At 47.1% G+C, this 15648-nt stretch carries 13 protein-coding genes and 1 pseudogene; 5 read left to right on the top strand and 9 right to left on the bottom strand.

Features of this window, described 5'->3' with window-relative positions:
• Positions 1–20: 20 nt before the first annotated feature.
• The 5 genes from PCO85_14595 to PCO85_14615 form a co-directional block, all read right to left on the bottom strand.
• Complete coding sequence (locus tag PCO85_14595) at positions 21–2081, bottom strand: beta-galactosidase (protein WJV52457.1); 2061 nt, start codon at positions 2079–2081, stop codon at positions 21–23.
• 180 nt (positions 2082–2261) lie between these two features.
• On the bottom strand, positions 2262–3464 hold the full coding sequence (locus PCO85_14600; protein ID WJV52458.1) for an arabinogalactan endo-beta-1,4-galactanase: 1203 nt from the start codon (positions 3462–3464) through the stop codon (positions 2262–2264).
• Between the two features lie 4 nt (positions 3465–3468).
• Positions 3469–4320, bottom strand: a complete 852-nt coding sequence (locus PCO85_14605; GenBank protein WJV52459.1) for a sugar ABC transporter permease — start codon at positions 4318–4320, stop codon at positions 3469–3471.
• A 10-nt stretch (positions 4321–4330) separates the two neighbouring features.
• Positions 4331–5632: a sugar ABC transporter permease gene (locus tag PCO85_14610; GenBank protein ID WJV56094.1), complete on the bottom strand. Its 1302-nt coding sequence runs from the start codon at positions 5630–5632 to the stop codon at positions 4331–4333.
• 66 nt (positions 5633–5698) lie between these two features.
• Complete coding sequence (locus PCO85_14615; GenBank protein WJV52460.1) at positions 5699–6934, bottom strand: extracellular solute-binding protein; 1236 nt, start codon at positions 6932–6934, stop codon at positions 5699–5701.
• 356 nt (positions 6935–7290) lie between these two features.
• Here PCO85_14615 and PCO85_14620 point away from each other — a divergent pair, with 356 nt between their 5' ends.
• On the top strand, positions 7291–8397 hold the full coding sequence (locus tag PCO85_14620) for an ABC transporter ATP-binding protein (protein ID WJV52461.1): 1107 nt from the start codon (positions 7291–7293) through the stop codon (positions 8395–8397).
• 433 nt (positions 8398–8830) lie between these two features.
• Here the strand turns inward: PCO85_14620 and ada are convergent, their stop codons facing one another.
• The 3 genes from ada to PCO85_14635 form a co-directional block, all read right to left on the bottom strand.
• Positions 8831–9922, bottom strand: a complete 1092-nt coding sequence (gene ada / locus PCO85_14625) for a bifunctional DNA-binding transcriptional regulator/O6-methylguanine-DNA methyltransferase Ada (protein WJV52462.1) — start codon at positions 9920–9922, stop codon at positions 8831–8833.
• 223 nt (positions 9923–10145) lie between these two features.
• Positions 10146–10757 (bottom strand): DNA-3-methyladenine glycosylase, encoded by a 612-nt coding sequence (locus PCO85_14630; GenBank protein WJV52463.1) that lies wholly within the window; start codon positions 10755–10757, stop codon positions 10146–10148.
• Between the two features lie 167 nt (positions 10758–10924).
• Positions 10925–12310: a PLP-dependent aminotransferase family protein gene (locus PCO85_14635; GenBank protein ID WJV52464.1), complete on the bottom strand. Its 1386-nt coding sequence runs from the start codon at positions 12308–12310 to the stop codon at positions 10925–10927.
• 105 nt (positions 12311–12415) lie between these two features.
• On the opposite strand from PCO85_14635, the gene PCO85_14640 reads away from it, so the two are divergent.
• The 4 genes from PCO85_14640 to PCO85_14655 all read left to right on the top strand — a co-directional run bounded on the left by PCO85_14640 (position 12416) and on the right by PCO85_14655 (position 15037).
• Positions 12416–13207 (top strand): TSUP family transporter, encoded by a 792-nt coding sequence (locus PCO85_14640; protein ID WJV52465.1) that lies wholly within the window; start codon positions 12416–12418, stop codon positions 13205–13207.
• Positions 13208–13446: 239 nt separating this feature from the next.
• Positions 13447–13914, top strand: a complete 468-nt coding sequence (locus PCO85_14645) for a GNAT family N-acetyltransferase (GenBank protein ID WJV52466.1) — start codon at positions 13447–13449, stop codon at positions 13912–13914.
• Between the two features lie 8 nt (positions 13915–13922).
• Positions 13923–14132, top strand: a complete 210-nt coding sequence (locus PCO85_14650) for a 2OG-Fe(II) oxygenase family protein (protein ID WJV56095.1) — start codon at positions 13923–13925, stop codon at positions 14130–14132.
• Positions 14133–14137: 5 nt separating this feature from the next.
• On the top strand, positions 14138–15037 hold the full coding sequence (locus tag PCO85_14655; protein WJV52467.1) for a DMT family transporter: 900 nt from the start codon (positions 14138–14140) through the stop codon (positions 15035–15037).
• 156 nt (positions 15038–15193) lie between these two features.
• Here PCO85_14655 and PCO85_14660 read toward each other — a convergent pair.
• A pseudogene (locus PCO85_14660) lies at positions 15194–15445 on the bottom strand (family 1 glycosylhydrolase).
• Between the last annotated feature and the right edge of the window lie 203 nt (positions 15446–15648).

Genomic DNA, 15648 nt, shown 5'->3' on the forward strand with positions numbered 1-15648 from the left:
CGCAATCCATAAAGACCAACCTATGCCAGATAACGGGATAAAATACGGTAACCCCATGGCAGTAAAGTGATCATGCCCGACAACGCCTTTCCATTCGCCATATCTGCATAACCCGTCGGCAAGGATAGCGTTTTCATCTCATCACTGAAATTCTGCACAATAACGAACTCACGCTCACCATCCGTTCGTCGCTGTGCCGTAACACTATAAGGTAGCACGGTTTCCAGTGCACGAGGCAGATTGAGCTTTGCCGCCAGTGCGCCGAAGAAATCGCGTTGGAACGCCGCATCATTGCGTGAGGCCACATACCAAGCCTCACCCGCGCCGAACTGGTTGACCGTCACAGCGGGACGCCCGGCATAAAAATCACTGCCGTAAGTCGCCAGCGCCGTCGCCCCCTCAAGATGAAGCAATTCACACAGGTGGCGCGCCGACCAGGCCCCTTGTAGCCCTAACGTATTGCCAGGTGTGCTATTAACACTATTGGTTTCACCCTCTTTCAGACAATCGATCTCCTCTGCCCAGATACCCAGCAGCGGACGCAAAGGACCGGGGAAACCGCCAAGATGACACAGGTCGGTCTCATTGACGATCCCACTCCAATAGGTAGCGACAAACTGCCCGCCTTGCCTGACAAAGTCTTCGACGTTTTTGGCAAACCCGTCACGTACCATGTACAGCATGGGGGCAATCACCAGCGTATAACCACTGAGATCACAATCGGCGTTCATGATATCCACGGCGATGCCCTGTTCCCAGAAGGGGCGATAATGCTCCACCACGGTCTTCTCATAATACAACCCATGGTTGCGCGGCCCTTGCGCATCATCCATTGCCCAACGACTTTCCCAATCAAAAATGATAGCCACACGAGCGTCAATCCGGCTACCCGCCACCGGGGCCATAACACCCAACAGGCGACCCAGCTCACTGACTTCCTGCCCGACCCGGGTATCAAGGCGACCAGAATGATCAATCACCGCACCGTGAAATTTTTCCACCGAACCGCGACTTTTCCGCCACTGGAAGTATTGGATAGAATCCGCACCGTGTGCCACCGCCTGCAATGAAGAAAGAATATGCATACCGGGTCTCTTCAGCTTGCTGATTGGTTGCCAGTTGGTGACGCTCGGACTCGATTCCATCAACACAAACGGTTTTCCTTGCTTCAACGTACGCATCAGATCATGGTACATGGCCGTGTAGCAAGCCAGTTCCGTTTCATCCGGCTGGCTATGCCACTGCGGGTAACTGTCCCAGGAGATAAAATCAATCACCTGCGCCAACTGCCAGTAATCGTAATCGTAGAAATACTCCATAAAATTAGTGGTGGCGGGCAGATTCGGGTTAACCGCTTTCAGCGGGACGATTTCCTGTGCACAGAAATCGGTGGCCTGTGTACTACAAAAACGCCGCCAGTCCAGATTTAAACCATGGATGGACACCTCACCCTGCGGTGCCGGTGATTCAATCTGTGACCAGTCGCTATAAGTATGACTCCAGAACGTGCTCCACCAGGCGTCGTTCAGCTTGTCCAGCGTCTGATATCGCAGCTGTAACCAGTGACGAAAATTATCCTGACAACGGCTGCAATGGCATTCGCCACTATATTCATTGGAAATATGCCAGCCAATCACCGCTGGATGGTACGCATAGCGATGTGCCAGCTGGTGGTTGATAGCATTGACCTTACGGCGATAAACCGGTGACGATAGGCAATGATTATGCCGACCGCCATGCAATGCCTGCACCCGGTCACGCCCCACGCGCAGCACTTCAGGGTATTTCTGCGACATCCACGCCGGCCTGGCGCCACTGGGCGTGGCCAAAAAGACCCGAATACCGGCGGCATCCAATTTATCCAGCACATCATCCAGCCAGTCGAATTGATATTTTCCCTCTTCCGGTTCCAGCATTGACCAACTGAAAATCCCCACCGACATGACATTACAATTAGCCTGCTTCATCATTTGAATATCTTGTTCAATTATCCCCGGATAATTAATCCATTGCTCCGGGTTATAGTCTGCTCCATGTAATAAGCCAGCAACCTTTGCACTTAAAGGAGGAAATTTATTCATTACAACCTCTTGAATATTGACCACTGAATTTCTGTATTTACCAATAGATTTCGAGTTGCAGGAAGGTGCCGACTGCGAAAATGCCCAGGAGCCGGCGCAAGTCAAAGAGGGCGCTTAACCAAGGGAGAGACACCACACCTGCAACGTGAAAGATGACGGGTATAACGATGTTGTGCAGAATCAATTAAATACCTTGACGGAAGGTAAGACGTTTCCCCGGCAATCAAACAAGGCTTGATTCTCCCTGGCATTTCCCTCTTTCCATTTATCATGGATATATTTCATGCCCGCTGGCGTTGCCCACCCGGCACCCGGCACCGCAATCCAGGTTGGTTCCCAATAAAACATCCCTTTACCGCGCCCATTAGGCACATCAATAATGCTTTGCATTAAATCGTGAATGAAATCGCTCTGCCCCTGAACCGTTGCCGGATAGCCACCGGCCTTTGCCTCTTTGGCGGTAAAACTGTTTTCGGTATCATCGCAATTTGCCAGGGTGTAACCATAAGCGGCTTCCACTACAATCACGTCCTTACCGTAGCGCGTGCTGATATCATCCATATTGGCTTTCAGCGCACTGATCGGGCCATTCCAATAGGTGTACATTGACAGGCCGATAACATCGAACGGTACATGGCGCCGGGTGATTTCATCGAACCACCAGCGGAAGGTGTCATTCTTGGTTCCCTCAGCCAGATGCAGCATGATTTTCACCTGTGATGGTGAGGTCAGATTTTCCCGCAGACCACTTATCGCGGCGTTCAACAGTCCAGCCAAACGATCAAATTCACCGCCACCCTGCCCCCAGCTTTTGCCTTCCGGCCACAATATGCCGCCGTTAATCTCATTGCCGATTTGCACCATATCCGGCAGCACTCCCTGCTGTTTGAAGGTGGCGATGGTGTCGCGGGTATAGTCATGAATCGCCGTTTTCAATTGTTCATATCCCATCCCCTGCCAGGCCTTGGGCTTGTACTGTTTACCGGGATCGGTCCAGAAATCGCTGTAATGAAAATCCAGTAGCAACTTCATCCCTTGCGCCTTGGCGCGCTTTGCCAGCGCCAGTGTGGTGGCGAGATCATTGTTGCCCCCGCCATACGGGTTACCAGCACGGTCCTTCGGATCGACCCACAACCGCAGACGGACATAATTCACGCCGTTGTGCCGGAGAATAACCAGTGGATCCTGCCGGACGTGATGCTCATCGTAGAACGTGCCACCATGCTGCTCGACATCGGCCAATGTGGAAATATCCACGCCTTTAATAAACCCGGCGGGTTCATTGCGCAGCGGTGTGATTACTATCGGATCAGCCGCCACTGCCGGGGCCGCGGAGGCTAATGCGAGACAAAACCCTAAAAACGCCAGCGTACTTGTATTCATGACATTATCCTTTGGTACTGCCAGAGGTCAGGCCGGATACAAAATATTTTTGCAAGGCCAGGTATAAAATAGCGACCGGTACGGCGATCAGTACCGCGCCCGTCGCATAGGTGGTGTAACTGGCCCCCATTTTCTCGGACACCAGGTTGTACAGACCGATCGGCAAAGTATATTGATCCGGTGTCCGCAAAATGGTGCTGGAAAGAATGAAGTCACCTAATGGGCCGGTGAAGGAAAACAGTGCCACTACAGCGATAATCGGCTTGGAAAGTGGCATGATGATCTCCACAAAGATACGGAAATTCCCGGCGCCGTCCATGCGTGCCGACTCATCCAGATCCCTCGGGATTGCATCCAGATAACCTTTCATCAGATAGGTGTTCATCGGAATCATGCCGGCCACATAAATCAGCACCAATGCCAGGTGGCTATTGATCAACCCCAGTAACTGGGACAGGACAAAAATGGCAATCAACGCAGAAAACTGTGGGATCATTTGCAGCAGTAGAAACAGCATCAGACCGTTTTGCCGGCCTTTGAAGCGAAAACGGGAAAATGCGTAGGCGGTAAAACTGACACTGATCAGCGTCAGTATCATGGTCAGCACGCTGATCTTCATCGAATTCCAATACCATGTCAGGTAGCTAACCTGGCCGTTGAACAGGTCGGCATAGTGCTGAAACGAGAGATTTTCCGGGATGATAGAGCTGCTTAGCAGGCTGTTGCCGGCATTCAGTGATGCCCCGATGGTCCACACCAGCGGGTAGATGATAATCACCGACACCAGCAGAATCAGTAGCCAGGAAAGGGACAGCCGCACCCACTTCTCTTTTTTGATGCTCTTCGACATTGCCATGGTTATCCCCTTAAGCCATATCATCATTTTTGAATGAACGGGTGGCACGGAATTGCCACAATGCCAAACCGACCACAAAAATGGACAGCAGAATGGTGATGGTGGCGGCAATGGCGTACTGCGAAGAAGACATGGTCAGTTTGTAGATCCAGGAGACCAGGATATCCGTGCCTCCGGCGTTGGAACCGACTACCGCCGGGCCGCCATTGTTAAACAGGTAGATGATGTTGAAATTGTTAAAGTTGAAGGTGTATTGCGTAATGATGATCGGTGCAATGGAGTAGAGTACCAACGGCAGTGTAATGGTTTTTAACTTGGTCCAGACACTCGCGCCATCCATGGTCGCCGCTTCGTACAAATCCTCTGGAATGGCCTGCAACACGCCAGTGGTCATGGCGAACACAAACGGGAAACCGAGCCAGGTCTGCATCATGATCAGTGCAGTTTTAGTCCAAAACGGATCGGTCAGCCAGGCTTTGGGGGCAATACCGAAAAACGCCAGAATAGCATTATTGATGACACCGAAAGAGTCATTGAACATGCCGGCAAATACCAGAATAGTGACGAAACCCGGCACCGCCCACGGCAGGATAAAAATGGTGCGGATCAAGGGCTTAAATCGCAAATCCTTTTGATTGACCAAAATGGCCAGCAACACGCCTACACTACACTGTAGCGTGGTGGCCAGCAGCGTCCAGACCACGGTCCACTGCAACACATCCAGAAAGGTGGACCGCCAGATAGACAAGGTAAAAATGTTGACGAAGTTCCTGAGACCGACCCAATCCACCAGCTTTGCTGGCGGGGTGTGGTACAGATTGTAATTGGTAAAAGCAATCGAAAAACCAAACAGAATAGGAAAGATCACCACAAAAACCAGCAGGATAAACCCCGGCGTAATCATCAGATACGGGAAACCCTCACTCAGCAATATCTGATATTGCTGCCGCACGCTGTTAAGCGCCACCCCCTCATCCCGTTTCTGCCCATTGACCCAGGCATCACGCAGTGACAGAGCGTAAACCGCCAACCCGAACACGATGATCAACAGGCTGATAATGCCCTTCGCCAACAAAAAAATGGAGTTATCCCGTGGCACTTGCTCGCCAAGCGTATACAGACCCCACATCCCTTCCATGAGAAAGTCATGAAACACGCCGATAAAGCTGCTAAGCAGAACCAGGAAAATGAGCCCTTTCGCCCACTGCCGGTGATAGAACTGACCGAAACCGGGGATTAGGGCAAACAGCAATGCGACCACTGCATGGTGACACCGACCCTTAACAACGGTTAACTTTTCACTGGGAGTGATAATCACAAACTGTTCCTTCTTTATGACGGGAGCCGCCCTCCCGTTCAGAATAAGCAGAGGCCGGAGTTACTGATTGCTGGCTTTCATCGCCTCAATTTGCATCTTGATTTGCTTCACCGCATCGTCCAGCGCGGCCTTAGGTGCCTGTTTACCGGTCATGCTCAATTGCAGTGCGGCGTTGGCCGGGCCCCAGACTTCCTGCATTTCGGGTACGCTGGGCATGGCGGTCGCCAAACTGGCCTGAATAGCGACGGCGCTGGCCCGCTGATCATTTTTAATGAGTGGGTCATTAATCATCGCTACCAGTGGCGGGATCTCTTTAGTCAGTTGATAACGGGTTTTCACATACTCAGGCTGATTGATAAACGTAATGAATTGCTGCGCCAACACCTTGTCCTTGCTCCAGGTGGACACCACGTAACCTTTCACCCCCAGAAAAGAGTTCATCGGCTTGCCATTGGCCAGTTTCGGTAGCGGCGCAACACCATAATTAATACCGGCGTCGGCGTAAGGCTGAAACGCCCACGGCCCATTGATCACCGCTGCCACCTTTTTCTCGGTAAACAGAGAGTCAATGGCATTAAGACCACTGTCACCGATGATCCCTCTGGGAAATAACCCATCGGTATAGAATTTTTTCAGACTGTTGACTGCCGCCACGCTGCCTGGGGTGTTGAGACCGATGTCCAGAGTATTCAATCCACCTTTGCTGTCTTTGCCAAAGATGTAGCCGCCCATCGACGCCATGACGCCCCAGCTGTAATAAAGCTGATCGAATTTCGCCAGCAAACCGTATCGATTTTCCGCCCGCTGTTTTTTGGAGAAGCGGTAATAGTCATCCAACGTAGCCAACGGCTTAGGCAACAGATTCTTGTTATAGATCAGCACCAATGTCTCTACCGCCTTGGGAATACCGTACAACCGGTTGTTCATGGTAAAGGCATGGATGGACGACGGCGTGAAGGCGGAGACTTCCGCTTTGTCGACCGTCAGTGGTGAGAGCAATCCTTGCACGACCGCAGAACCGAGCTGATCGTTAGGGATCACCAGCACATCTGGGCCAATGCCTGCCGGGCCATCCAAACGCAGCTTCTCAATCTGTTGTGCATAAGGCATTTCCTGCATATTGACTTTCACGTTGTACTGTTTTTCGAAATCACTAACGGCCTGTTTTATGCCAACAGACTTCTTTATGTCCTCCCACACCGTTAATTGCCGGCTTGCCGCTGCAGCGGCGAAAGTGGAATATTGGCCCGCCACCAGCGCGGTCAGGAGCAGAGCGGTTATTTTTTTGATTTTCATCACTCACCTCTTTGTGAAGGTATTACATTTTTTAGATTCACGTTCATATTTTTGATATTCAAGCTATACGTAAACGCTCTATCTAACGACATAACTAAACAGAGCTCACCCATTCCCTCAGTTGTTATACGCTATGCTTAGAACACTGTTAAATCTATACAATTATCATCAATGTGTGATCATGATTGCATAAATGAAACGCGATGATATGGCTTAAAATCTAGCCAAGTTATAGTCTTTTAAAGACTTTTTAGCCGTTATAGTTATTAATTAAACTTTGTTATACGTATCACATAAAGAGAGTAATTCATTCTCTAACACGACTCATTTACTGACAACGTTCCGAGGATCAACCGATGTCCAGCATAAGACTGAGAAATGTCACCAAACGTTTTGGCAAAACGGTGACGCTGCACAATATCAATCTTGATATTGAGGGAGGGGAATTTGCGGTATTTGTTGGTCCTTCGGGCTGCGGCAAATCCACGTTACTGCGCATGATTGCCGGTCTGGAGGAGATTAGCGAAGGAGAGGTACTGATTGGCGATGAATGCGTTAACGATGTCGCCCCTGCTCACCGTGGCGTGGCAATGGTGTTTCAGTCCTATGCGTTGTATCCGCATATGACGGTCGCCGAAAACATGGGATACGGTCTGAAAGTCAACGGTACACCAAAGGCAGAGATCCGCCATCAGGTAGAGATGGTTGCCAAAACACTGCAACTCTCCCATTTGCTGGACAGAAAACCCAAACAACTCTCTGGCGGCCAACGACAGCGCACCGCGATTGGTCGCGCCATCGTACGTAATCCCAACGTGTTCATGTTTGATGAACCACTCTCCAATCTGGATGCCGAGCTGCGGGTTGATATGCGTCTGCATATCGCCAAACTGCACCAGGAACTGAAAACCACCATGGTATATGTTACCCACGATCAAATTGAAGCGATGACGCTGGCGGATAAAATTGTGGTGATGAACGATGGGCGGGTAATACAAATGGGGTCACCGATGGACCTGTATTACAACCCTGACAATCGATTTGTCGCCGGGTTTATCGGTTCACCAAAAATGAATTTTCTACCGGCAACGGTGGTGAACTGGGAACCCGAGAGGCTCACCGTGACCATTGAATACGGTAAAACCCTCACCCTCGCGATACGGACTCAACAGGTAGAGCCCAACATGAACGTGACGCTCGGTATCCGCCCGGAACACCTGTCCACAGCAGGCACAATGCCGTTACAACTGGAGTTTCACTGTGAAGTGGTGGAACGACTGGGCAACAACACCTATCTGTTCGGTCAGTGTCACGGTCATGATGGCTTCAAAATACTGCTGCCAGGAGATGCTCATTTCACGCCCTATCAAAAATTGCAGTTAGGTTTCGATTCCGGGCAGTGCCTGGTATTTGATAAGTTCGGCGAACGAATCAGCGCTGATATTCAGGTTAACCAGCAATAAAAATCCGGACTACCGCTTAGTCAATGCCTGACGTCAGTGCTTCACTCAACCCGGCTCGCTAACACGGTGAACTGGCATAGAGTGCGCCATTCAAGATAATGAAGGATCGGCTACCGGCCGTCACACATATTTTTACCCGTCGCGGTTACCGGTGCAACGTACCAGTAACCGGCGTTAATCAGATTGCATCTCCGTAAACACTGTCACTCTTGCACGACCATCCTGCTTGGACTAGTACAGTGCGGCATCAGCCTGCTGGATAAGCATTTCGCCGCTATTCTATTTTACAGCAGATAAACCTGGAGAAAATAACGGCGCTGCCGGGCCATGCATGAAATCGCCAGACAAGCGAATAACCTTGAATTTGATGCCGCAAATCAACAGCTCAATTCAGGCCTCTTCCAGCCGAACAAACAGCACTGAAACAGGGCCATCAGCGCAATAATACAAATTCGCGGGCTTCTTTATCCAACAGCGCGCGTTTGCGCTCCACCCCCCAGCGATATCCCGCCAGAGCACCATCACGCCTTACCACACGATGACATGGGATCGCCACCGCCAGTCGGTTGTTGGCACAGGCGCTGGCGACAGCCCGCACGGCTTTGGGTGAACCAATGCGCTGAGCGATGTCGCTATAACTCACGGTGGTCCCCGGCGGAATATCCTTCAGCGCCTGCCAGACTCGTAATTGAAAAGCGGTACCACGAATATCCAGCGGCAAAGCCAGATTACGTCCCGGCGCTTCAATAAACCCCACCACCTGGGCGATAACCTGCTCGAAATCATCATCGCCACCGATCAATTCGGCCTGTGGAAACTGATCTTGCAAGTCACAAACCAGCGTTTCGGCCTCGTCACCCAACAGAATGGCGCAAATCCCCTTTTCGCTCTGCGCGACTAGTATATCTCCCAATGAACAGACGCCGACCGCAAACCAGATACGCATCCCTTTGCCGCCTGACTGCCAGGTTTTGGGCGACATGCCCAGTATGGCGTCGGATTGCTCATAGCATCGGCTAGTGGTGTTAAACCCCGCATCAAAAATCGCGTCCGTCACACGGCCGGTTTTACCCAATGCTTCACGCAAACGCTGGCCTCGATGCGCACTGGCGAAAGCCCTGGGCGTCAAACCGGTGACCGCTTTGAATAATCGATGAAAATGAAATGCACTCATACCGACATGCGTCGCTATGTCGGCCAGTTTTACCGCACCGTCGGTCTGCGCTATATAGCGACACGCCTGGGTTATTTTAGCGGCATGAACGGCATCTAGCGGCGGCTGCCCCCTCTTATACCGTCGGCTAGGGCGAAAACCAGCCTTTTCTGCCGCGGCATCTGAATCAAAAAACACCACGTTTTCGCGTTTTGGCAGTCGGGCGGCACCGGATGGCGAACAATATACGCCGGTCGTCGTGACACCGAACACGAAACTGCCGTCAGCCGCACTGTTTCGCTCAACCACCGCCTGCCAACGGGCGTCATCCGTTTCCCAAGGTTCGGGCGACGATGCGTTATCACTCATCATTCTATTCTCCTGTGCACAATCAATACCCGATTTACCGGAGCCATCGTCATCATCGCCAGCCAATGACGAGCCGGATCAGGCCGCATAGTGGCGATTATGCCCGTCACCTAACGACAATAAACTCCGTTATTTGCTTTTTAATTTTACCCACGATAACGCCGAATGATGGCGCGTCATTCCGACACTTATTATTGAAAACGTTTTACCGTGCCGCCATGTTTTCTTATGGTATCTCTTTCGCCATTTCCCACAGATAGAACGACGCAGTGGTTCCGTAGGGGGAGTAGCGACGCCGATAACGCTCAAATTGCTCCCGGGACAGTTTTTTATGATGATACAGTCGCATCATGCCTCGCTGAATGGCCAGATCCCCCCAGCTCAACACATCAGGCCGGCGCAGTGAAAAAATCAATAGCATTTCGACAGTCCAGACGCCGACACCGTTCAGCGTGGTCAGGGTTTTTATCACCGCCTGATCATCCATATGCTGAACCGCCGACAGATCCACTGCCCCGCTGACAGCAGATTGCGCTACCCCCAGAATGTAATGGGCCTTTTTCATGGTCATACCACATGCCTGAATATCCTCCGGGCTGAGGTTGTACACGCTTTCAGGGGTTAATGCGCCATCGCACAATGTTAATAATCGCTGATTCACCGTTCTGGCAGCCGCAACTGATATCTGTTGTTCAACAATATAGGTCACCAGTGCGCTGAATAAATCCGGCATGGACGGACGGCGAATAACACCGAACCGCGCGATAGCCTCCGCCATTCGTTTATCACGCTTGCTTAACCAGTCAGTTTCGGTATCACCATAAATAAAAAAAGTCATGAACACTCCTGATGTCTATGCTCAATGGATATACATACTGGCTACATCGTCAATTGTCTCATTAAAAATTTTTATTTATATCATCTATTCGTTATAAGTAATTCCCGCCAGATACAATGAGTAATTTATTCGGCAATATAGCTTCTGCCGCTATCGACAGAAGCTATTTAATTACAAACCAGTTCGGCTAACGTGATAATTGCGTTTTTCACTTCCGTATTCCAGCCAAAACCCGCATTCAATCTAAATGCATGATCGAAACGATTATCCGATGCAAAAATGGCCCCGGGCGCTATTCCGATACCTTCTAACCGTGCCCTTTTCAATAATTCACGGGTGTTTATTGTATGTTCAGGAAGCGTGACCCATAGTACAAATCCCCCTTTGGGATCAGTGACTGTGGTACCTGGAGGGAAATACTGAGTGATAGTATCTCGTATATGTTTTATTTGAACAGACAACGCTTTTCGTAATTTTTTTATATGAATATCGTAACTACCCGACCTTAGAAACTCAGCAATGGTGGCTTGAGGATAGATGGCTGTCCCCATGGTTGTGGTATATTTTATGGCTGACAATGTTGATGTATGTCTTCCTGCCGCAACCCAACCAATCCTAAAGCCTGGTGACAATGTTTTGGAAAACCCACTACACAAGATCACATTGCTACTTATAGCACGTAGAGGCTTGGGACGATTATTAGCGTAGCAAAGATCACCGTATATATCGTCTTCAATAATGATGATGTCATTATTTTCAGCCAGAGTAACCAAGCGTTTTTTAGCATGCTCATCCGGCGTACTTCCCATCGGGTTATTTGCATTTGGGATGGTAATAATTGCTCTAATATTGAGCATATTGATAGCTTTCTCTAACTGTTCTAGATCTAAACCACTTTCTGTCGTTGGTATTTCTATAACAGTCCGCCCGAGTTTCTGTAGCATTTGCAGTATAACGAAATAGGTTGGTGACTCGACGACAACGGTATCGCCTGGTTTAGTTGTCGCCCTGATCGCCAGTGAAAGCGCTTCAATACAACCATTGGTTACAATGATTTCATCGATATCAAGAGCACAACCATAATCTAATGCTTTGCGTGCTATCTGGTGCCTGAGGGGTTCATATCCCATTCCATTTACTGGCGCACCGAGCAACGCAGGTGTTTTATAGATCAACTGCCGCATGATGATGCTTAGTTTATCCGTCGGATATAGCTCAGTTGAGGCATTGGCGAGATCCAACCTGATCCGACAAGGGGTTCCCACTAATGACAGATGGAGATCTTCGTCTGTCGTTAGGGGTAAAAAATCAATTTTTTCTTTATTTTCAGTAAGTAATATTTCTGCGACAAAATAGCCTGATCGAGGATAAGCAGTAATTTTTCCTTTCGTTTCAAGTAAGCGGATCGCCTGTAATGCAGTCATCGTACTTACTTTATGCTCTCGCGCTATTTGTCTTATTGACGGGAGCTTATCTCCCGGTTTTAAGGTTCCACTATCAATGGGTGTACATAAAAACTGCGCTATTTTTACATACTGGGGTAGTTCTTTCATGTTAGCTCGATGAACTGTTATAGAAAATGTTCTATAGAACTGTGTATACAAACATCATACAGGAACAATTAAATTGAGTCCCACGACTTGAGTGGGGAAAATATAATGGAATTATTAGGCCTATTTTGGCAAGAATACGGGTATTTTGCATTACTACTACTATGCCTTATTGCATTCTGCGCCGGGTTTGTAGACAGCATTGCCGGCGGTGGTGGTTTATTCCTTGTGCCTGGTTTTCTACTTGTGGGCATGCCACCTCAAGTGGCTCTTGGGCAAGAAAAAATAGTCAGCACTTTTGGAACATTAGCTGCAATTAGAAACTTTTTAAAAGACCATAAAATGGTTTGGGGTGTCATTGGCATTGGTATTCCATTTTCACTTATTGGTGCATACGCTGGAGCTCATAGCATATTGCTGATAGACCCAAAGTGGGTAGCTAAACTGCTTTTACTACTGATTCCCGCAGGAATTATATTATTCCTTATACCAAAAGACAAAAACATTATCGGTGATAAAAAGGTAGAACAAAATGTACAATTCTATATTAAAACATCAATCACCTGTTTTGTTGTTGGGTTTTATGATGGTTTCTTTGGCCCTGGCGCCGGCAGCATGTTCATCATCGCCTTTCATTACCTGTTAAAGTTAAATCTTATTCAGGCATCAGCCAATACTAAAATATTTAATCTGGCCTCGAATGCGGGTGCTTTAGTTGCATTTGTTATTGCCGGGAAAATTATTTACACACTGGCGCTGCCACTTGTTATTAGTAACGTATTTGGCAATCATGTTGGCAGCAATATGGCCGTAAAAAAGGGGGGCAATTTAGTTAAGTCTGTATTGATTTTCTCCATACTTTGTCTGTTTATAAGTTTATGCGTTAAGTATTTATATTAAGTGAGGTGAAGTCATGAATACTCGGAAAGTTGCATTAGATACAGGAACTTCATCAGGGTTTGGAAAAACCAATGGAAAGAATGATACTAAAACTGTGGCCACTTTTTCTTGTTCACGACAAATCCAGTTCACACATTAGTATTAAGTATATGTATTTAGATACAAATCTATCCTATACTATAAGGTGTATTTCCCTATGATGCATAGTCCCAACATGAAAATCTAAGTGAGGTTTATAAATGAGCTCCGGAATAACGGTAAGAGGTCTTGATTCTAGTGATAAGAAGGCTTGGTTTGAGCTGTTCCAAGGATATGCTGATTTTTACAAAGTATCAGTGTCCTCGGAGATTAAGGAAACCGTATGGCAATGGTTATTAGATCCTTCACATCCATTAGAGGGGTTATTAGCAGTAACCTCAGAGGGTTGCCATGTTGGATTGGCACATTTTAGAGCTTGCCCTCGCAGTCTTTCAGGTAAAGACATGGGATTTTTAGATGATCTTTTTATTAACCCGAAATTTAGAGGTTTGGGAATAGCGGATAAAATTTTTGAGAAACTAAAAGAAATCTCTGAGGAGCGCAATTGGCCGGTACTTAGATGGTTGACACAAAACTATAATTATCGCGGTAGAAGTTTCTACGATAAATATACAGGCTCGGCCAGCGATTTTATTATGTATCAACTTAAAATCGATGTATTGGCATAGCTCTTAATATAACTGAAGATTGGGATCATAATTATGGTGGCCTTACTCACATCCTCGATCACAACAGAAAGAAAGTTATAGATACGCTTACTCCAACATTTGGTGAACTTTTTTTGTTTGATACATCTCAAACTCAGATTCCTCATTTAGTGTCGATGATTAATGTCAACCAGAAAAACAAAAGAATGTCTGTGATAGCAAGATACGGAAAGGCATAGATTAGATGGCTATAAGGAGCTTGTGGTTAACATTTTTTATGGCTTTGATATGGGGAACGTCTTTTCCCGTTTCTAAAATCGCCATTGATATAATAGGACCTTATGCATTTAGGGTTGCAGGTTCACTTATGTCATGTTTGGTTATTTTCATTTTTTTTAATAAAACCATTATTTCAAGTTTTAAAATGATCGATAGGTCAGCATTTATAAGAATATTCATAATTGCTGTTCCAAATGTCTTTCTTGTCCCAACCTTAAACAGTATCGCTTTACACTATATATCAGTGACTAATGCAACCATCCTTGTCTATACAATGCCCTGCTTTACTTCACTTATTCTTATGGCGATATCTGGTAAGGTAAACATCATATCTCTTTTCTCTCTTATTTTATGCCTGACGGGAATAATATTCATTTTGAAGGAAGTGAAGTTTGGGTTGGGTGAAGCAGTAATATTATGTAGCGCAATTTTCTGGGCGGCTGGGGCAGTCATATCACAAAAGATAGTCTCGACTATTCCATTTAAAGCCAGGCTGTTCTGGCAAATGCTGATGTCAACTATATTGGTATGTGCAACATATCCTTTTTTTCAGAATGGTGAGTTACTGCAACCAATATCTAAAGCATTTGTTGACCCGCGTTGTTTAATGTCGGTTCTTTATTTAGGTATTGTGGGTAATGCTGTAGCTTATTACATATGGTTTTATCTCATTCAAAATGAAAGTGCTGAGTATGCAAGCTATGCTACTTTGTTGTCCCCTGTAATTACGGTAATAATAGCCTCATCATTTTTAAATGAGATACCATCAATTCAACAAATTGTAGGCTTCATTTTAATTTTAACAAGTGCAGTCTTAGTTAATTTTTTAAAACCCTTCATGATGAAACTGAGAGAAGCAAGATGAAAAATTTCGCCTTGTGGGTTTTTTAATTCATTTGAATATCGTTCATCCATCGCCGTCTTTCATGAATTTGAACTCAGTGATGGATTTTGTTAACCAAAGAAGAGAAAGATAACCGATCGGTTACGTTCAGATCTGCGTCTAATCGTAACTATTCGTTTAAAGTTCAGAACCGTTAGTTTCAATCACATGTTGATACCAGTAGAAGCTTTTCTTGCGATAACGCGCCAGTGTACCGTTACCATCATTGTCCTGATTAACATAGATGAAACCGTAGCGTTTTACCATTTCTGATGTTGATGCACTAATTAAATCAATAGGCCCCCAGGAAGTATATCCCATCACCTCGACACCATCTTTAATCGCTTCCTTCATCTGTGTTAAATGAGATTTAAAGAATTCGATACGATAATATTCAGTTCAATCAATCCATATAGCGCTATTTCCACAAATACCAGCAAAACGCAAACGACGCCGGCTGTGACCCAGAACGGTTATTTGGCTTATACTATCCCTATCGATTAATTTTATTTATCTAAATAAAATCAAAAAGATAAATTGATCTCACCTCTGTCAAAACGCTAAATTAACCGCAGTAGTGTTACTATCCGGTG

It is taken from the genome of Prodigiosinella aquatilis (assembly GCA_030388725.1).
Lineage (GTDB): Bacteria > Pseudomonadota > Gammaproteobacteria > Enterobacterales > Enterobacteriaceae > Prodigiosinella > Prodigiosinella aquatilis.